The 18,007-nt window shown below is 67.2% G+C and carries 15 protein-coding genes; 7 read left to right on the forward strand and 8 right to left on the reverse strand.

Features of this window, described 5'->3' with window-relative positions; genetic code table 11:
* Positions 1 to 179 precede the first annotated feature (179 nt).
* Positions 180 to 998, reverse strand: a complete 819-nt coding sequence (locus GTW51_RS17585) for a ferredoxin--NADP reductase (protein ID WP_163045371.1) — start codon at positions 996 to 998, stop codon at positions 180 to 182.
* A 166-nt stretch (positions 999 to 1,164) separates the two neighbouring features.
* Entirely contained in the window at positions 1,165 to 1,860 is a 696-nt protein-coding gene (locus GTW51_RS24380; protein WP_343034050.1) for a TetR family transcriptional regulator, read from the reverse strand.
* Between the two features lie 90 nt (positions 1,861 to 1,950).
* Between GTW51_RS24380 and GTW51_RS17595 the strand changes: the two genes are divergently transcribed.
* Together GTW51_RS17595 and GTW51_RS17600 are read left to right on the forward strand one after the other, a co-directional pair.
* Positions 1,951 to 3,375, forward strand: a complete 1,425-nt coding sequence (locus GTW51_RS17595) for an efflux RND transporter periplasmic adaptor subunit (RefSeq protein WP_163045373.1) — start codon at positions 1,951 to 1,953, stop codon at positions 3,373 to 3,375.
* Positions 3,372 to 6,521 carry a multidrug efflux RND transporter permease subunit gene (locus tag GTW51_RS17600; protein WP_163045374.1) on the forward strand — a complete coding sequence of 1,050 codons (3,150 nt, stop codon included), beginning with the start codon at positions 3,372 to 3,374 and terminating at the stop codon, positions 6,519 to 6,521. Before GTW51_RS17595 ends, GTW51_RS17600 begins: the two co-directional genes overlap by 4 nt.
* 69 nt (positions 6,522 to 6,590) lie before the next feature.
* Here GTW51_RS17600 and GTW51_RS17605 read toward each other — a convergent pair whose 3' ends face one another.
* From GTW51_RS17605 to GTW51_RS17615, 3 genes are all read right to left on the reverse strand, one after another.
* Positions 6,591 to 7,148: a DUF3291 domain-containing protein gene (locus GTW51_RS17605; RefSeq protein WP_163045375.1), complete on the reverse strand. Its 558-nt coding sequence runs from the start codon at positions 7,146 to 7,148 to the stop codon at positions 6,591 to 6,593.
* 204 nt (positions 7,149 to 7,352) lie between these two features.
* A complete protein-coding gene (locus GTW51_RS17610; protein ID WP_163045376.1) occupies positions 7,353 to 8,078 on the reverse strand; it encodes an anti-sigma factor in 726 nt (241 codons plus the stop codon).
* Positions 8,075 to 8,611: a sigma-70 family RNA polymerase sigma factor gene (locus GTW51_RS17615; protein WP_163045377.1), complete on the reverse strand. Its 537-nt coding sequence runs from the start codon at positions 8,609 to 8,611 to the stop codon at positions 8,075 to 8,077. Before GTW51_RS17615 ends, GTW51_RS17610 begins: the two co-directional genes overlap by 4 nt.
* A gap of 353 nt (positions 8,612 to 8,964) precedes the next feature.
* Here GTW51_RS17615 and GTW51_RS17620 point away from each other — a divergent pair, with 353 nt between their 5' ends.
* Both GTW51_RS17620 and GTW51_RS17625 read left to right on the forward strand, forming a co-directional pair.
* A complete protein-coding gene (locus tag GTW51_RS17620) occupies positions 8,965 to 9,753 on the forward strand; it encodes a DUF4394 domain-containing protein (protein ID WP_163045378.1) in 789 nt (262 codons plus the stop codon).
* Positions 9,754 to 10,091: 338 nt separating this feature from the next.
* Complete coding sequence (locus tag GTW51_RS17625; RefSeq protein WP_163045379.1) at positions 10,092 to 13,346, forward strand: autotransporter domain-containing protein; 3,255 nt, start codon at positions 10,092 to 10,094, stop codon at positions 13,344 to 13,346.
* A 196-nt stretch (positions 13,347 to 13,542) separates the two neighbouring features.
* On the opposite strand, the gene GTW51_RS17630 is transcribed toward GTW51_RS17625, so the two are convergent.
* The gene (locus GTW51_RS17630) at positions 13,543 to 13,695 is read right to left on the reverse strand and encodes a hypothetical protein (protein ID WP_163045380.1); all 153 of its coding nucleotides are present in this window, start codon (positions 13,693 to 13,695) and stop codon (positions 13,543 to 13,545) included.
* Positions 13,696 to 14,052: 357 nt separating this feature from the next.
* On the opposite strand from GTW51_RS17630, the gene GTW51_RS17635 reads away from it, so the two are divergent.
* Positions 14,053 to 16,065, forward strand: coding sequence for a vanadium-dependent haloperoxidase (locus GTW51_RS17635; RefSeq protein WP_163045381.1), 2,013 nt, complete (start codon positions 14,053 to 14,055; stop codon positions 16,063 to 16,065).
* 19 nt (positions 16,066 to 16,084) lie between these two features.
* Here the strand turns inward: GTW51_RS17635 and GTW51_RS17640 are convergent, their stop codons facing one another.
* Positions 16,085 to 16,357: a DUF1289 domain-containing protein gene (locus GTW51_RS17640; protein ID WP_246233245.1), complete on the reverse strand. Its 273-nt coding sequence runs from the start codon at positions 16,355 to 16,357 to the stop codon at positions 16,085 to 16,087.
* Positions 16,358 to 16,518: 161 nt separating this feature from the next.
* Here GTW51_RS17640 and GTW51_RS17645 point away from each other — a divergent pair, with 161 nt between their 5' ends.
* Together GTW51_RS17645 and GTW51_RS17650 are read left to right on the forward strand one after the other, a co-directional pair.
* Complete coding sequence (locus GTW51_RS17645; RefSeq protein WP_163045383.1) at positions 16,519 to 16,992, forward strand: hypothetical protein; 474 nt, start codon at positions 16,519 to 16,521, stop codon at positions 16,990 to 16,992.
* Positions 16,993 to 17,090: 98 nt separating this feature from the next.
* Entirely contained in the window at positions 17,091 to 17,573 is a 483-nt protein-coding gene (locus tag GTW51_RS17650) for a Dps family protein (RefSeq protein WP_163045384.1), read from the forward strand.
* An 88-nt stretch (positions 17,574 to 17,661) separates the two neighbouring features.
* Here GTW51_RS17650 and GTW51_RS17655 read toward each other — a convergent pair whose 3' ends face one another.
* Positions 17,662 to 17,952 carry a DUF1289 domain-containing protein gene (locus GTW51_RS17655; RefSeq protein WP_163045385.1) on the reverse strand — a complete coding sequence of 97 codons (291 nt, stop codon included), beginning with the start codon at positions 17,950 to 17,952 and terminating at the stop codon, positions 17,662 to 17,664.
* Between the last annotated feature and the right edge of the window lie 55 nt (positions 17,953 to 18,007).

Here is an 18,007-nt window from a genome sequence, read left to right on the forward strand (position 1 = left end):
CCGACTACGACGACATCGTCGCCCACTGCTGTGACGCTTGGAACAAGCTCGTCGATCAGCCCTGGAAAATCATCTCAATCGGAATGCGGGACTGGGCGCATGAGTTCTGATCAGCGCACGTTGGTATGAGCCGAAAGGATGACCTGTCGGCTCCAGCACCACAGTCGAAGAGCGTTCGCTCAGTCCACGAAAGCCCGCTCGACCACGTAGGTGCCGGGCTTGTTGTTCGCGCCCTCCTCGAAGCCGCGGGCGTCGAGCAGCTTTTCGGTGTCCTTCAGCATCGCCATCGAGCCGCAGATCATCGCGCGGTCGGTGGCGGGGTCGAGCGGCGGGATCTGCAGCGCCTCGAACAGCTGGCCGTTCTCGATCAGCGTGGTGATGCGATGGCCGCGGGTCTCGCCCTCGCGGGTGGCGCTGGTGTGGAACAGCAGCTTGTCGCCGATGAACTCGCTCATCAGCTCGTCGGAGCGCGCTTCCTCCACCAGGTCACGGCCGTAGCGCAGCTCGGCCTGGCTGCGGCAGGTCTGGGTGAGGATGACCTGGTCGAACTTCTCGTAGGTCTCGGGGTCGCGGACGACGCCGGCGAAAGGCGCGATGCCGGTGCCGGTGGAGAACAGGAACAGCCGCTTGCCGGGGATCAGCGCGTCAAGGACCAGCGTGCCGGTCGACTTCTTGCGCATCAGCACCGTGTCGCCGACGGCGATCTTCTGCAAATGCTCGGTCAGCGGGCCGTTCGGCACCTTGATCGAGAAGAACTCCAGCTCCTCGTCCCAGGATGGGCTGGCGATCGAATAGGCGCGGAACACCGGCTTCTCGGCGTTGGGAAGACCGATCATCACGAACTCGCCGGTGCGGAAGCGAAAGCTCTGCGGCCGCGTGATCCGGAAGGAGAACAACGTATCGGTGAAATGCCGGACCGCGGTGACGCGCTCGGCAAAGACACCAGCCGGGATCGGGAAGGCGGGCTGCGGCTCGGACTGAGCGGCGAGAGAATTCATCGAGAACACGTCCTTTCATTCCGCGGCACGCCACGCCTTGCGAGGGTGCGACACGCCATGGGCCGTCGCTACATAGAACCTCAACGGCGCGAGGTCAGCGGCCGGCGTTCCAAATTTCGGCCCATGCGGAAAAGAAATCTCCCCGCACCCCCCGGCGGCCGCGCGATTAGCGCCCGCCCGCGGGTCCGCCCGTGCAGCCGCGGGCTGCTTCTGCCGCGAGTGATTTCTCTTCCAGGCAGGCGATCGGCACCCCCGGACAGGCAAAGCCGATGATGACGCTGCGCACCACGCCGCCGCCCACCGTCACCAGGTCGAAGCCGCGCTCCGACCGCAGCCATTCCGAGATGACCCCGCCGACGGCGCAGACATAGGCGGTAGCGGCGATCTCCGGCTGCCATTCCGGCTTCAGCTCGCCGCGATGCTGGACGGCGGCGAAGATCGCGGCGACGGTGCGGTGCATGGCATTGTCCGCGTCGGTCCGCCGCATCATCGCGTCCTGCATCTCGCCGACATATTCGCAGCGCAGCAGCAGGATGGTCAGCACCTTGCGCGCCCGTTCGTCGCGCTCAAGATGACGGAACGCCTCGATCGAATTGGTGTATAGTTCTTCCAGGGATCGCCGTGCGGCGGGCGTGGCACTGCTGAAGAAGGCTTCCTGCGGCAGCTTCGCCCGCTCGTGCATGGCGCGGAACAGTTCGAGCTTGTTGGGAAAGTGCCAGTAGATCGCCCCGCGCGTCAGCCCGGCTGCAGTGGCGATGTGCGACAGGGTGGTGGATGCGACGCCATGGTCGTAGAAGCGCGCTTCCGCCGCGTCGAGGATCGCCTCGCGGGTCAGCAGTGCATCGTCCTTGGTGCGTCGCACATGTGCCTCCCCTTGCTCGGATACATTTATGGCTGTATGTATGCTGCAATGCAAGAGGAAGGGGCCGCTGCGGCCGGAAAGTGATTGAGAATGTCCGGATCGAGAGCATTCCTGCCAATCGCGGCCCTGACGGGGCTGCTCCTGGCTGTCGTTGTGCCGGCCCATGCGCAGGGTGGCGGCGAGACGCCCCCGCCCGCCGTGACGGTGATGACCATTCAGAGCCGCACGCTGCCGGTGACCTACGAATATGCCGGCCGCGTCGCAGCGTCCCGCGAGGTCGAGGTACGGGCCCGGGTCGGCGGCATCCTGCTTGAGCGTGATTTCGAGGAAGGCGCCCGCATCGCGCAGGGCACCCTGCTCTTCCGCATCGATTCGGCGCCCTACGAGGCGCAGGTCGCGCTCGCGCGGGCCGAAGTGATGCAGGCCGAGGCCCAGCGCGGCCAGGCGCAGCGAAGCGAAGAGCGCGCCCGCACGCTGGCGCAGAGCGGCGCTTCCAGCCGCGCCGCGCTCGACGACGCCGTTTCGGCGCGCGAGCTTGCCGAAGCGCAGGTCGCCGCCGCCGAGGCGCAGTTGCGCACCGCGACGCTGTCGCTCGGCTATGCGACCGTCGAGGCACCGGTCAGCGGCATCACCAGCCTCGAGCAGGTGCCCGAGGGCAGCCTGCTCAGCACCGGCGATCTGCTCACCCGGATCAGCCAGCTCGACCCGATCTACGTCAATTTCTCCGCCGCCGACCGCGAGGCGGCGTCGATCCGCGACCTGATCGACAGCGGCCGGCTTCAGGGCGGCGCTAATCCCTCGGACCTGAAGGTGACGATCGCCTTCGGCGATGGCGCCACCTACGACCAGACCGGCACGATCGACTTCACCTCGACCTCGATCGATTCCCAGACCGGCACGATCCTGTCGCGCGCCGTGCTGCCGAACCCCGACGACAAGCTGCTGCCCGGCCAGTTCGTGCGGCTGCAGCTGGAGGGGCTTTCGGTGGAAAACGCCGTCACCGTCCCGACCGAGGCGCTGATGCAGGGGCCGCAGGGTACCTTCGTCTACACGGTCAATGCCGAGAACATCGCGGAAGTCCGGCCGGTGCGGGTGGACCGCGAGCTGAACGGCTCGCTGCTCCTCGCCGACGGCCTGTCCGATGGCGACCGGGTGATCATCGAGGGCGTCGTCAAGGTTCGCCCGAACGCGCCCGTGGCGCCGCACGAGGCGGAGGAGGCCCCCGCCGGCGGCCAGCCCGCGAACGCCGTTCCGCCGGCAGCGGATGCGCCGGCGGATGCCTCCACAGCGCCCGCAGGAGAGGCCGACGCGGCACCGGCGACGCCGCCGGCCGCCGTGACGCCCCCGGAAGCCGCCGGGGACGGGCCCCCGGCCGAGGCAAGCAATGCTCCGGCGACCGGCGATGCGGAAACCGCGCCGACCAAGGCGGCGGCCGGCCCACCGGTGCCGCTGACCGCCCTGCCCGACGGCCAGGCGGCGCGTGACGAGCAGAGCGGCGCGGAGGCCGGCCAGTGAACGCCCGCTTCTTCGTCGACCGGCCGATCTTCGCGGCGGTCATCTCAATCCTGATCGTGCTCGGCGGCATCATGTCGATCACCTCGCTGCCGATCGAGCAGTATCCCGAGCTGGTGCCGCCGCAGGTCCAGGTGCGCGCCTCCTATCCGGGCGCCAGCGCCGAGACCATCGCCCAGACCGTCTCCGCGCCGATCGAGCAGCAGATCAACGGCGTCGAGGACATGCTCTACATGCAGTCGACGAACTCCTCGACGGGTTCGGCGACCATCACCGTGACCTTCGCCAGCGGCACCGATCCGGACCAGGCGACGATCAACGTCAACAACCGCGTCCAGCAGGCCAACGCCTCCCTGCCCGAGCAGGTGCAGCGCCTCGGCGTCACCGTCGCCAAGCAGAACTCGTCGATCCTCGCCGTCCTGACCATGTCGTCGCAGGACCCGCGCTACGACGCGACCTACGTGTCGAACTACGTGCTCCTCAACGTCCTCGACGAGCTGAAGCGGCTGCCGGGCATCGGCGAGGCGCAGCTCTTCGGCGCCCGCAACTATTCGATGCGCATCTGGCTGCGCCCGGACGCGCTCGCCTCCTACGGGCTGACGCCGGGCGACGTCGCCACCGCCATCCGCGACCAGAACGCCCAATTCGCCGCCGGCCAGTTTGGCGCCGAGCCTTCCGACAGCGACCTCGCCTTCACCTATTCGGTGACCACGGCCGGCCGCCTGCCCGACGCGGCAGCCTTCGAGAACATCATCCTGCGCTCCGACGCCAACACCGCCTCGCTGCTCCTCAAGGACGTCGCGCGGGTCGAGCTCGGGGCCCAGGACTACGGCTTCAACGCCACCTACAACGGCATCCCGACCGTGCCGATCGGCATCTATCTGCAGCCGGGCGCCAACGCGCTGGACACGCTGGCCGGGGTCCGGGACCGCATGGACGAGCTCTCGGGCAATTTCCCGAGCGGCATCGCCTACGCCATTCCCTACGACACGACCAAATTCATCGAGGCGTCGATCGAGGAGGTGGTCATCACCTTCCTGGAGGCGATGGTGCTGGTGTTCATCGTCGTCTTCGTCTTCCTGCAGAGCTTCCGCGCGACGCTGATCCCGATGCTGGCGGTGCCGGTGTCGATCATCGGCACGTTCGGCGTGCTGCTGGCCCTGGGCTTCTCGATCAACCTCTTGACGCTGTTCGGTCTGGTGCTGGCCATCGGCATCGTCGTCGACGACGCCATCGTGGTGCTCGAGAACGTCGAGCGCATCATGCGCACCGAGGGGAAGAACGCCAAGGATGCCACCGCCAAGGCGATGACCGAGGTCGCGGGGCCGGTGATCGCCATCGTACTGGTGCTGTGCGCCGTGTTCATCCCGGTCGCCTTTCTCGGCGGCCTCGCCGGCACGATGTACCGCCAGTTCGCGGTGACCATCGCCGTCTCCGTCACCATCTCCGGCATCGTCGCGCTGACGCTGACCCCGGCGCTCTGCGGCGTGCTCCTCAAGAACACCCATTCCGAGCCCTGGGCGCCGTTCCGCTGGTTCAACCGCGGCTTCGACAAGCTCACCAACGCCTACGGGGCTGGCGTAGCCTTCATCATGCGCCGGGCGATCCTGGCGATGGTCATCTTCGCCGGCGTCGTCGGCGGCAGCTATTATCTGTTCCAGACGATCCCCGGCTCGCTCGTCCCCGACGAGGACCAGGGCGTCAATTTCGTCATCGCCATCCTGCCGCCGGCCGCTTCCCTGTCGCGCACCACCGAGGTGATGGAGCAGGTCAGCGCCAATCTCCGCCAGCATCCGGCGGTGCAGGACGTCACCGCCTTTGCCGGCTTCGACCTTCTCGCCGGCACGCAGAAATCCAGCGCCGGCGTCGCCTTCGTCAGCCTCAAGGACTGGGGCGAGCGCGACGATCCCTCGCTCGACGCCCGCAACCTCGTCGGCCCGTTCATCGGCATGAATGCCGGCATCGAGGACGGCATGGTGCTGGCCTTCAACCCGCCGCCGATCCAGGGCCTGTCGACCACCGGCGGCTTCGACCTGTTCGTCCAGGACCGGCAGAACGCCGGCGCGCAGCAGCTGATCGCGGCGACCGACGCGCTCGTCGCGGCCGCCGCCGAACGGCCGGAGCTTGCCGGCGTGCGCACCACCTTCGCGGCCAACGTGCCGCAATACGAGATCGACGTCGACCGCCAGAAGGCGCTCGCGCTCAACGTGCCGATCTCGTCGATCTTCGAGACCATGCAGTCGACCTTCGGCTCGCTCTACGTCAACGACTTCACCCTGCTCGGCCGCAACTACCGCGTCTCGCTGCAGTCGGAATCGGACTTCCGCGAGAAGCCGGACGATCTGCGCTTCGTCTATGTCCAGGCCTCCAACGGCTCGATGATCCCGCTGGACACGCTGGTGACGGTCAGCCGCGTCGTCGGGCCGGACCTGATCGAGCGGTTCAACGCCTTCACCGCGGCGAAGGTCTCGGGCGGCCCCGCCCCCGGCTTCTCCTCCGGCCAGGCGCTGGCGGCGATGCAGGAAATCGCCGCGGCGAGCCTGCCGGACGGCTACCAGGTCGCCTGGACCGGCTCTGCCTACCAGGAGATCGCCTCCGGCGGCACCGGGCTGATCGCCATCGGCTTCGGCATCCTGATGGTGTTCTTCATCCTGTCGGCGCAGTACGAGCGCTGGTCGCTGCCGATCGCGGTGCTGCTCGCGGTGCCCTTCGCCATGCTCGGCGCGCTGCTGGCGATCAGCATCCGCGGCCTCGACAACGACGTCTATTTCCAGATCGGCCTGGTCACGCTGGTGGGTCTGGCGGCCAAGAACGCCATCCTGATCGTCGAGTTCGCCGTGCTGAAGCGGGCCGAGGGCCTGTCGGCCTTCGACGCCGCGCTGGAAGGCGCCAAGCTGCGCTTCCGGCCGATCATCATGACGTCGCTCGCCTTCATCCTCGGCGTCGTGCCGCTGGCGATCTCGACCGGCGCGGGCTCGGCCAGCCGCCACTCGATCGGCACCGGCGTGATCGGCGGCATGCTGGCCGCGACCTTCGTCGCGATCTTCTTCATCCCGCTGTTCTACAAGCTGCTGGCCCGCAACGACGCCCCACGCGGCACCGCGGCGCCGACGGCGAAGCCGGCGGGCGAGGCCGTGCCGGCGGAGTAGCGAAGCCTACATCGGGCAAGGGCGGCGGCTGTTAGCGCGCCGCCTTCGCCGATGCGATGACCTGAAACACTACACGGTATCGACCAACCGGGCTTGCGCCCGTTCGTTCGCTTCCCGGCAGCGTTTCACCGCGTCATGGTCGACGGTGGTCGGATTGCCCGCCGGATCGAAAGACCGCTTGAAGTCGAAGGCGTGCGGCGACGGGCCGTGGTCGTGCAGATGCTCCAAGCGGTCGACGCCCTCGCGCCATTCCGGAATGTGCCCCTCCTCCACCCACCACAGGGCGTAGGTCGGCCAGGCCTGCCGGTCGAACCACTGGCGGGCGTTGCGCAGCGCTTCGGCGTGGATGCCGGCATAGGAAAACGCGAACAGCGCCGGCAGGTCGCGCCACAGCGACAGGGTCGCCGGCGCCCAGCCGTCGCCGTTCTCGACATGAAACCGCGGATAGACCTGCTCGCCCCAGCTTTCGGGCCCCGGCTCGTCCGGATGGCCCGACCGCGCGACGAACCCCTCGCTCAGCTCGGCCGCCGCGAAGTTGACGTCGTTGCGGTCGTGGAAGCCGCGGTTGGCCGACTCCTGCGACGGAACGCGGAAATTGTTGAAGTTGTAGAGGGCGAGATGGGGCAAGGGGTGGTCCTTCGGATCGGCAGCGAGAGCAGGCGGCGATTATCCGCAGCCGGAGGGTGGCTGACAAGCATCGCCGCCGATCGCCCGGGCCGAGCAGGCACGCGGTCGAAGCATCAGCAGCAAGCCGGCGACGCTTCCCGTCCCTCGCGGCTGGGACCCAGCCTACGTGCCCCGCGGTGCAGCGCGCACGGTCCGCGACCCCCCTCACACGGCGCTGGCGCGGCCGATGAAGAGGATCGGGCCGGTCGGGCGGCCGATCGGCGATCCGGTGGCCGGCTCGAGGGTGATCTCGAACAGCTGGTCGGGGCCGATCGGGGGAACCGCGCCGGGGGGGATCGCGGTCACGCCGCCGCCCGGTACCAGCCCGAGCGAGGTCGGCCCGGCCGCATCCAAAGCCTTGGTCCAGAACTCCAGGGCCTGGTCATCGCCGACGCTGGTGTTTCCGAGCGCGACGAGGCGGATGCTGCGGTCCGCCGCCACTTCGACGATCCAGCCGGCCTGGCGCTCGCCTTCCGGCGCCTGCAGCACCGCGACATAGGCGGCGGGGTCGGTCGGGCCGGTGTCCGGCGCTTCGAAGAACAGGAAGCCCGCGGCCGTGCCGGCGAGCGCCGCCGTCGCGAAGCGCCACAGGCCGAGGCTCGACCAGAGGCGCTCCCACAGCGGCGCGGCAGCGGGCTGCCGTGACTGGGCTTGCGCGCCAGCGCTTGTCGACGGCACGGCTTCCGGCGCGGTCGCGGCCGCGATGCGGGACCAGAGTTCCGGCGAGGGCTCGACCGGTGGGGCGAGCGCGGTCAGAGGCTCGAACGCCGCCTGCCAGTGCGCCAGCGCTTCCGGGTCGACAGCCTGGCGGGCGGACCCGGCGGCGCCCTCGTGGCCGAGCACGGCCAGCATGGCGCGAAGATCGGTACGGACGTCGTTCCGGCGGGTCATGTGAGGCACTCCCGAAGCAGGAGGAGGCCGCGCCGGATCCACGACTTGACGGTATTGTGCGGCATGGCCATGCGCTCGGCGATCTCGGTCTGGGAACAGCCGTCGACATAGGCGAGGAGAATCGCCTTGCGCTTCGCCTCGTCCAGTCGCTCGAGGCACGCTCTCAGCAGGCTGGCGTCCTGCAACCGCGCCAGCGCCGCGTGGGGATCGTCGGCGTCGTCGGGCACCTCGTCCAGGCGGGCCTCATCCAGCTCGGCCGTCGGGCGCATCGCCCGCAGCCTGTTCAGCGCGGCGTTGCGGGTGATGCGCGACAGCCAGGCCCGGCCATTGCCGCGCCCGGCGTCGAAACTGTCGGCCTTGCGCCAGACGCTGATGAAGACCTCCTGCACGACGTCCTCGGCGACGTCGCGCCGCCGCAGGATGCGCATCGCGATACCGAGAAGGCGCGCGGCGTCCTCGTCGTAGAGCGCCTTCAGCGCCTCATGGCGTCCCCTCGCACAGGCAAGGATGGCGGCCGCGTGATCGAATCCCATTTCAGCCCTGCACGAACTCTCAGGCGGACAGCCACCGGTCGCAGCTGGCGAGATTGCCGCAATACGCGATCCCGCCGCGAAAGTCGCTGCCGGGACGAGCGGCGCTGGCCGACCGATCATCTCTTCTGTGGTGTCCGGTTCTCGTTTCATCCATGGCGGTAACACGCGTCGGGGCGGAACGGGTGCAGCGTGATCGGCAGAAACCCCGTCAGGCGGCGGCCCGGTCACGAACTTCCGGAAAATTTCGCCGATGCTGCACCCGTTCGGCATCGGGCCGTGTCCTCCCATCAGGAAGCGCCGGCGGAACTCGTCCGTCGACCGCTGTCCGGCAACGACCTTCCGGGAGATACGAAATGCAGACCGTCAGAATGGCGATGATCGCCTCCACCGCGCTTTTCGCCGCCACCACGGCAGGCTTCGCCGCGCCGCTCGTCGGGCTGACCGGGGACAAGACCCTGGTGATGCTCGACACCGACAATCCGGCAGCGAGCGGGACCGTCGAGGTCACGGGCGTCGACCGGCTGGTCGGCATCGACTGGCGTCCGGCCAACGGCACGCTGATCGGCGTGACGGCACAGAACACGATCATCACGATCGATCCGATGACGGGCGCGGCCACCGAACTCTCGACCATGGACACGCCGCTCGAGATCGGCGACGCGCCGGTGATCGTCGACTTCAACCCGATGGCGGACCGCCTGCGCTACATGACCGGCACCACCAACCACCGGGTCAATGTCGATACCGGCGAGGTCACCGTTGACGGCGAACTCGCCTTCGCCGCCGCCGACATGCATTCGGGCGAAGCGCCGGCGATCGTGGCGGCCGCCTATATCAACTCGTTCGGCAAACCGGAATCGACCGCCATGTACGACGTCGATGCGACCATCCGCGCGCTGATCCAGCAGACGTCGCCGAATGACGGCACGCTGGTGGCCGTCGGCAAGTTCGGCATCGCCGAGCCGGCCGACACCTACGCCTTCGACGTGCAGACGACCGAGGACGGCACAAACACCGCCTGGCTGGTCAACGGCACGACGCTCTATACCGTCGACCTGGAGACGGGCGCGGCCACCGAGACCGGTGCCATCACCGGCGTCGACGGCGCCATCCGCGACATCGCGGCGATGCCAGCCGAATAACGATCCCCCGGGATGGCGGGGCACGCCTGCCATCCCTTTTCTTGCGGTCGCTCCGTCCGGTCGGCGCCGCCAGGGCGTGTCCGGGACGGCCGCTGTCCGAGTTGGGGCCAGATGAATTCCGGAGGGCGGCAATGCAATGCCATCCCTGGCATTGCTCGACAGTTGGATTCGACGGCGATCGGGAATCGCAAGTGACGCCTTCGCGACCACAACGGCTTCGGCGTACCGAAAACACTCAGCACCATCAGCACCTTGGCGACGTCACGGAGATGTTACTGAGGCCGTATAGGCAGCCCCCCCTGACTGTCCTAACGCAGTCTTTTCAGGGGGCACCACCATTGTCTAACATCGAGAAGCTCGAGCTCTCGACGGCACTCGCCGTCTTGCTCACCGTCTGTCCTTCCATCGCCCTGGCGCAGGAAGCGTATCTGAACAAAGATGTCCCGGCGTTCATGGACACCGGGTATTCCAACGAACGCAACGACCCGCGCTATGCGACCAAGGAAACCAACGCAGGGGTGCGGCTGCTCAGCGGCTTCCTGGAAATCTGGGAACCACGGACGCCCTATGTCGATGCCGACAACGCGATCGGTGCCGGTTACGGGTTTCCCGCCGTTCCGAAGACCGACTGGGACGGCATTCCCGGCAGCGCGACGGATGGCCGGATCCTGAACCAGGCCGTCCACGACCACAACATCCAGTACGTCATCGACATCACGCGCGATCGCACCGACCAGGAAGCGACCGACGCCTATCTCGATGACCGCCGGGCCAAGGGTTACAGCGTCCTGAACGGACTTGGGCCGCTCCAGGAAGCCTGGGTCAAGGGCAGCAAGCAGTACACGACGATTCTCGGCGTCGCCGACGATGCCACCACCGTCAAGTATGACGACAAGGGCAACAACAACGGCGAAGGCTGGTGGGAAGGCAACGAGGATCTCGGCATCGCCGTCGAACTCGTCGGCCGGATGGGCTATCACGCCTCGACCGAGCCGACGAAGCGCTATTTCAAATATGCCCGCCCCTGGCGCTGGTCGGACGCGGTATCCGTCGTGCCGTCGCTGGAGCCCGCCAAGAGCACGACGCCCGTCAGGGACGGCGGCTTTCCGAGCGGTCATACCGCAGAAGGCTGGCGCGACACGCTCGCCCTTGCCTACATGGTTCCGCAACGCTTCCAGGAACTCGTGACGCGCGGCGTGTCGATGGGCGACAGCCGCATCCTCGCCGGCATGCACTCGCCGCTCGACGTCATCGGCGGCCGCATGCTCGGTACCGCCGCCGTGGTCTACAACCTCAACCGCGCCAATGGCGACGAGGGCTTCAACTGGCAGGACCTGAAGCACGACGCCTATGAGCAGGCGCAGGCCTGGCTGATGAAGGAGACCGGTTCCGCGACGGCGTCCGATCTCTATGTCGCCGCCCATGACGGGGACCTGTCGGTCGACCGCTTCGCCGACCGCGAGGCCAACGCCGCCTATGTCGCCGAGCGCCTCACCTACGGCTTCGCGCCGATCGGCGCCACCGACAAGCCGATGCACGTTCCCAAGGGCGCCGAAGTCCTTCTGGAAACCCGCATGCCCTATCTGACCGCGGACCAGCGCCGCGCGGTCCTGGCGACGACGGGCCTGCCTTCGGGGCTGCCGGTGATGGACGATCCGGAGGGCTACGGCCGTCTCAACCTGTTCGCCGCGGCCGACGGCTACGGCGCCTTCCCGGAAGACGTCACCGTCACCATGGACAAGAGCCTCGACGGCTTCAACGCCTTCGACGCCTGGCGCAACGACATCAGCGGCGCCGGCAAGCTGACCAAGGACGGCACCGGCACGCTGATGCTGACCGGCCTCAACACCTATTCCGGCGGCACCCGCGTCGGCGGCGGCATGCTCGTCGGCACCAGTGGCCAGGCCTTCGGCACCGGCGACATCCAGATCGACGCGACGGGTCAGCTGGCGGTCAACACCCTCGTCGACAGCAGGATGGCCAACGACGTCGCCGGCACCGGCAGCTTCGACAAGCGCGGCACGGGCAATCTCGTCTATACCGGCGACGGCTCGCAGTTCACCGGTAAGACGCTCGTCAGCGGCGGACGCTTCTCCGTCGACGGCTCCTGGGGCGGGGCATTCAACGTCGAAAGCGGCGCTGTCCTGGGTGGCACCGGCACGGTCGGCAGCGTGACGCTCAACAAGGGCAGCCGTCTGTCGCCGGGCAACTCGATCGGCACGATCACCGTCAATGGTGACCTGTCGCTCGCCGCCGGGTCCACCTACGACCTGGAACTTGCCAGCAACGGCAGCTCCGACCGCACCATCGTCAGCGGCACCGCCGCGATCGACGGCGCGACACTCAACGCCATCGTCCTCGATCGCACGGTCAGCTATGCGGCGGGACAGCGCTACAGCTTCCTCACCGCGGGCAACGTGACCGGGGAATTCGCCAGCCTGCTGATCGACTCGGCGTTCATCGACTCGAAGCTCTTCTACACGCCGACCGACGTGACGCTGCGCCTGTCCACATGGAGCGGCAAGGCCTTTGTCACGGCGGCTGAGACCGCCAACCAGCGCGCCGCAGCCACAGGGCTCGACGCGCTCGACCAGACGGCGGGATCCGATAGCCTCGCCCTCTACAATGCCGTCCTGTTCATGAACGAAGCCGAAGCCCGCGACGCCTTCGATCAGGTCTCGGGCGAGTTGCACGCCAGCGTCCAGTCGGCGCTGCTCTCCAACTCCCGGATCGTCAGCGACACGGTCTTCGACCGCATGAGCGCGGGCAATACCGGCTTCTGGACGTCGGGCTACGGCGCCCTCGGCCAGTTCGACGGCAACGACAACACCGCCTCCTACGATCTGGACGGCGGCGGCGTCTTCGTGGGCGGCGACGGCCAGGTCGCGGACAACCTGCTTCTCGGCCTGATGACCGGCTGGGGACGCTCGTCCCTCGACAGCGGCGGCAGCGTCGGCTCGGCCGACATCGACAGCTATCATGTCGGCATCTACGGCAGCACCGGTATCGGCCAGCTGTCGTTCAAGGCGGGTGCGGCCTACAGCTTCAGCCAGGTCGACACGAAACGCTCGCTCGGCTTCGGCGGCTTCTCGGATGAGCTGGAGGCCGACTACGATGCCGGGGTGACGCAGTTCTTCGGCGAGGCCAGCTACGGCATCGCATTGAGCGAAACCACGGAACTGGCGCCCTTCGCCAATCTGTCGCATGCGATCTTGTCGACGGACGACTTCTCCGAAACCGGCGGGGCCGCGGCTCTTTCGGCGACCGACAGCGACGCTCAGGTCACCTTCACCACGGTGGGTCTGAGGGCTTCGGGAGATTTCGATCTCGCAGGCACCGCGTTGACTGTCGACGCCATGGCCGGCTGGCAGCATGCCTTTGGTGATCTGGCGCCGGAGACCCTTGTGGCGTTCTCCGATGGCGGCAACTTCGCCGTCGAGGGCGCGCCGATCGGCCGCGATGCGGCGAAGGTCTCCCTCGGCGTCGGCATGAAACTCAGCGACAGCGCTGACTTCGGCGTGTCCTATCACGGCGAGTTCTCCGGCGATGCGTCGGAAAACCAGGCGCGGGCGGACTTCACCTTCCGCTTCTGATGCAGCAAGCAGAGGAGACCCCGGGAATCGTGTCTCGGGGTCTCTTCGTTTCGGCCGGCCGGCCGGCGGACTGCTGGCCGGCCGTCTTGAACTTTCATGACCTAGCCGCGCGCGCTAGCGCCTGCGGTACGGGCAGCCAAGGCCCCGGGGCCAGCGTGTCGCCATCGGCGACCCTGAGACGCCTGGGCGCTCGGGTTCAGTCCAACAGCCAGAAGACCGTCCCGAACACCGCCACGAAGACCGCGATGGTGGCGACCATGCGGATGGTGCCGGCGGTCATGTTGGCGCTGAAGATGAAGTCCAGGAAGGCCGGCCAAGGCTTGTCCTGGCGCTGGGGATTCTCGTCCATGGTCGCTCCGTCTCATTGGTGCCGTCGAAGGCTTGTCCGCGACGTTCTCTATCGAGGTTTGGCGACAAGCGCCAAGCGACGTCGCCGGGCACAGCATTGGCGCGCCATACAGAAGCCAGCCGGACGCGTGGCCGTGCGAGAGCGACCGCCGAACCGAGCTGTCCTCTTCTGTTGTCCTCGCGCAAACTCCCGCATCTTACATGTCGTTATCTCCAACATATTCTAAGTAAAACGTATACTTCTGGTGTGACGTAGAAGCTATTCCGAAGATGATCGGCGTGCGTACGTGATCCTGGTTCGCACTTGTTGAAAGGCGAGCAACACGCATCGTCCATTCACTCTGACAGGATTTGCGCCATGACCAACACGCTCGGTATTCCCCGGCCCGATTGTCATTCCCGCCGTACGCGGTCTTCAGAACGACGCGCTTCGCTGGCGGAACTCGCCAGCAGACGCGGCGCCGGCGTCACGTCGCCCAATGGCGAAGAGACAGGCTTCGGCGCGGGCAGGCTAGCCAATTACCACAAGTCCTTGCCCCATGACGTGCTGGGCCGCGTCCATGCCCCGACCTATCAGGCAATGGTGGCCGCGCTGACCAGCGGCGACGCCGGATCGCTCGAGACGCTTCCCATCGGCGCCAATCGATCGAATGCCGGACCGTTCACGGAAACCAATCCCCCGCAATACGCCGAGTATCCCGGCGGCGCGCCGGGGTACCGCAAGCTGACCAGCCCGCTGACGGGGCTGGTCTACGACACGCAAGGGGCCGACGCCGGCGCGCTCGCCATCGGTGCAGCGCCCGAGATCACCAGTCCCGAATTCGCCGCCGAGATGGCCGAGCTCTACGCGATGGCGCTGCTTCGCGACAATTACTTCACCGACATCGCCACGGGTACCGGCACCGCCGCCGGCGGCATTGCGGTCCAGACCATCATCGACGCGCTGGGAAGCGTTCCGTTTCTCAACGGCAGCGTTACCGGCAAGCTGTCCCCCGCCGCTCAACGCCGCTACGAAACACGCGGAACGATCACCGACGGGAATTCCCTGTTCCGCGGCTCGACCCCGGGCTCGAAGCACGGCCACTGGGTCTCGCAATTCATGCTGAGCGGAAACTCCAACGATTCCCCCGCCGGAAAATTCGTCAACCTCGACGGAACGGTTGCGCCCGAGAACGGCGCCGGCCCGGACTTCCGCGGCATCTGCGCCGAAGTCGACCACAATGACGGGTTCGTGTTCTTCGGCACCCAGATCATCGACCAGCGCTCGATCGTCGCGCAGCCGTGCGTCGATTACCTGACCAGCTGGGCGACGTGGCTGGACGCTCAGAATGGCGTGGACGGCAACAATTTCGACATCTTCCTCGGCCGGCGCCGCTATCTGACGACGCCGCGGGACATCGCGACCTACGTCCACTACGACGCGCTCTACCAGGCTTACCTCGTCGCCTGCCTGATGATGGCAAACGACGGCCGCAGCTTTCCCAAGGATCGCGGCATGCCGGAAACGCGCAGCAGCACGCGCAGCGCCTTCGCCTCGTTCGGCGGGCCGCACATCCTCAGCCTGGTGACAGAAGTCGCCACCCGCGCGCTGAAAGCCGTATGGCGGCAGAAATGGATGCATCACCGGCGCATGCGCCCGGAAGTCGCCGCAGCATTGATTACGCTTCATGCCGCCGATCCAGACCATCTCGGCCATGGGGACGTGGCGGACCGGGTTGGCATGCTGAGGGGGGCGATTCCCGCCTCCCTGCTGACCGCCATCGCCGCGCACAACCTGGAACAGAACGGCGCCAGCCGCATCAAGCCAAAGGCTCCGCCTCCAGAGGGTTTCCCGACCATCCAGGACAGCGCGAACTATCTCCTGCCGATGGCCTTCCCGGAGGGCTCGCCGACCCACCCCGCCTACGGAGCAGGCCACGCGACGGTGGCCGGCGCCTGCGTCACCATGCTGAAGGCCTTCTTCGAGATGTTCGAGGCCGACGGCGTGACCGAAAGAGCCTGGCCCTGGCCTGTCTTCATGCCCACGTTCTCGAACGGCAACCAGAACGAGGGTGGCGAACTGGTCCCGGCCTCCGATGCCGCCGGCTACACGGTGCAGGGCGAACTCGACAAGCTGGCGATGAACATCGCGAATGCCCGCAACATGGCAGGCGTCCATTATTATACGGACTATTACGAGTCGCTGCGTCTCGGCGAACGCGTCGCGGTGTCGATCATCGAGGAGCAGCTCTCGCTCTATGACGAGCCGGTCTCGATGAGCTTCACCACCTTCGACGGCGAGCCGATCCGCATCACGTCGAACGGTGACAGCGCGCGGGTGATCGTCGACGGGTCGCATGCCGCCGACTGGTACGAGCGCTACGCAAGCTGAGCGGGCCCCGCGTCGGCGCTCAGGCGTCGGCGCGGGTCTCCAGCCGGTCGAGCGGACAGGGCACGTCCTTCTTGTCGCATTTGCGCCGGTAGACATGTGCCCAGCGGTCGGTGCGGGTGCCGAGGCGCGCGATGAGTTCGCGGAAGAACGCCTTCTTCGCTTCCTTGCCGCCGAGGCGCTTGAAGGATTTCTTCTCGGGCTTGGTCATGCCGCAGCCGATGCACTGGCCGGCGTCGCGGTATTTGCAGATGTCGATGCAGGGGGACGGCGCGTCGCGCCAACGCTTGGCCAAGAGCCGGGCTCCTAAGGATTCTGGGGGTCGGCGTGCCGCGCGGAATGTCGCGCTTTGCATTCGCTTTGACCGCTGCTATGAAGATACATGACAGCCGCTGTCAAGTTTAGAATCGTTCAAAAATAGCTGATCGCGGCCGCAACCTGCTCATCCGGATGACCATGACCGCGCTTGCTGTCGACCTTCTTGCCGAGCCTTCCTCCCACGGAACAGCCCGCATTCTCGCCTTTCCCGGCGCCGCCCTGCCAGCCGGTGCGCCAGCCGCACCGTCGCTGACCACGGCGGAGCGCGAGATGCTCGACCGGCTACGCTGGTTCGCGCTGAAGAGCCGACTGGCGCCCAAGCCCGATCTGGAGCGCGCCTGCTTCCTGCTCGCCGGCGAGGACAATGTCTCGCTGGAGCGCTTCGCGACGGCGTTCTTCCGCGGGCTGGCCGACAAGGCGAGCCGCGAGATCGCGCTCTACCGCCCCGGTACCGTCAGCGTTTCCGACGACGAGATCTGGCTGCTCCGGCTGCTCGACGCGTCGGCATCGGGGCAGGATTCGGCTGCTGCCGCGCATGTGGCCTGGCGGGTGCGGCCCGAGGCGCGGCGCTGGATGCGCTTCCTCGCCGGCTCGCTCGCCCGCGCTCTTTAGAAAGTTTCTAAAAAGTCGTCACGCCGACTTGATCCGGACCGCGCGGCGGCTTAGTTTGGAGTCATTCTAAGAACAACGCCGCACGAAAGGATGGGTCCATGGGACTGATAGCCGCGAAGATCGAGCCGACCGCCAAGGAAGAGATCGTCGGGGGCCTGACCCAGGCCCTGGCCGAGACCTCGGTCACGACGATGAAGGCGCAGAACTTCCACTGGAACGTCACCGGCATGGCCTTCGGTCCGCTGCACGAGCTGTTCCAGGAGATCTACGAGGATCATTTCGAGGGGCAGGATACGCTCGCCGAGCGCATCAAGCAGTTCGACGTCCATGCCGAGGGCCGCTATTCGGTCTTCCTCGAGCGCAGCGCCGTCGAGGAGCATGACGGCCGCACCGACGCCAAGACGATGATCGAGGTGATGCTGAAGGACCAGGAGACGCTGTCGGCGACGCTTTCGGCGCTGGCTGAAGTCGCCGACCAGCATGGCGACTACGCGACCAACGATCTCGCCACCGCCCGCATCGAGGCGCACGACAAGTTCGCTTGGATGCTGCGCGCCCACCTGAAGACCACCGCGGCCTGATCGGCCGATCCCGGCGCGTCACCCGCGCCGTCGCCATGAAAAAGAGCGGGGCTGCCGAAGGGCGGCCTCGCTCTTTTCGTTTTGGGGTTCAGCTTTCGAGGTCGAGCGGACAGGGCACGCCTTCGCGCTCGCATTTGCGGCGGTAGGACATCACCCAGAAGGCCGGGTTGCGGCCGGTCTCGGCGAGGCGCGCGATCAGCGTCTCGAGAAACGCCTTCTTCGCCTCGGCGCCGCCCGAATGGGGAAAGGCCTGCTTTTCCATCTGCGTCATCGAGCAGCCGACGCAGCGGCCCTGGCGCTTGTACTTGCAGATGTCGACGCAGGGCGACGGGGCGCTGGCCCAGACCTCGTCGGCGGTCATGGTCTCTTTGATATCCATCGATGCTCGGGATCTGTTGGCGTCCGGCCGCATATAGGGAGCCGGACGCCGGGGC

This window comes from Aurantimonas aggregata, assembly GCF_010500835.1.
Taxonomy (GTDB): domain Bacteria; phylum Pseudomonadota; class Alphaproteobacteria; order Rhizobiales; family Rhizobiaceae; genus Aurantimonas; species Aurantimonas aggregata.

What these genes read in the sequence shown, in the direction of transcription:
- GTW51_RS17595 (WP_163045373.1), top strand. Translation starts at nt 1,951, where the DNA reads ATGTCCGGATCGAGAGCATTCCTGCCAATCGCGGCCCTGACGGGGCTG.
- GTW51_RS17620 (WP_163045378.1), top strand. Translation starts at nt 8,965, where the DNA reads ATGCAGACCGTCAGAATGGCGATGATCGCCTCCACCGCGCTTTTCGCC.
- GTW51_RS17585 (WP_163045371.1), bottom strand. Translation starts at nt 998, where the DNA reads ATGAATTCTCTCGCCGCTCAGTCCGAGCCGCAGCCCGCCTTCCCGATC.
- GTW51_RS17655 (WP_163045385.1), bottom strand. Translation starts at nt 17,952, where the DNA reads ATGGATATCAAAGAGACCATGACCGCCGACGAGGTCTGGGCCAGCGCC.
- GTW51_RS17650 (WP_163045384.1), top strand. Translation starts at nt 17,091, where the DNA reads ATGGGACTGATAGCCGCGAAGATCGAGCCGACCGCCAAGGAAGAGATC.
- GTW51_RS17615 (WP_163045377.1), bottom strand. Translation starts at nt 8,611, where the DNA reads ATGGGATTCGATCACGCGGCCGCCATCCTTGCCTGTGCGAGGGGACGC.
- GTW51_RS17645 (WP_163045383.1), top strand. Translation starts at nt 16,519, where the DNA reads ATGACCGCGCTTGCTGTCGACCTTCTTGCCGAGCCTTCCTCCCACGGA.
- GTW51_RS17630 (WP_163045380.1), bottom strand. Translation starts at nt 13,695, where the DNA reads ATGGACGAGAATCCCCAGCGCCAGGACAAGCCTTGGCCGGCCTTCCTG.
- GTW51_RS17610 (WP_163045376.1), bottom strand. Translation starts at nt 8,078, where the DNA reads ATGACCCGCCGGAACGACGTCCGTACCGATCTTCGCGCCATGCTGGCC.
- GTW51_RS17635 (WP_163045381.1), top strand. Translation starts at nt 14,053, where the DNA reads ATGACCAACACGCTCGGTATTCCCCGGCCCGATTGTCATTCCCGCCGT.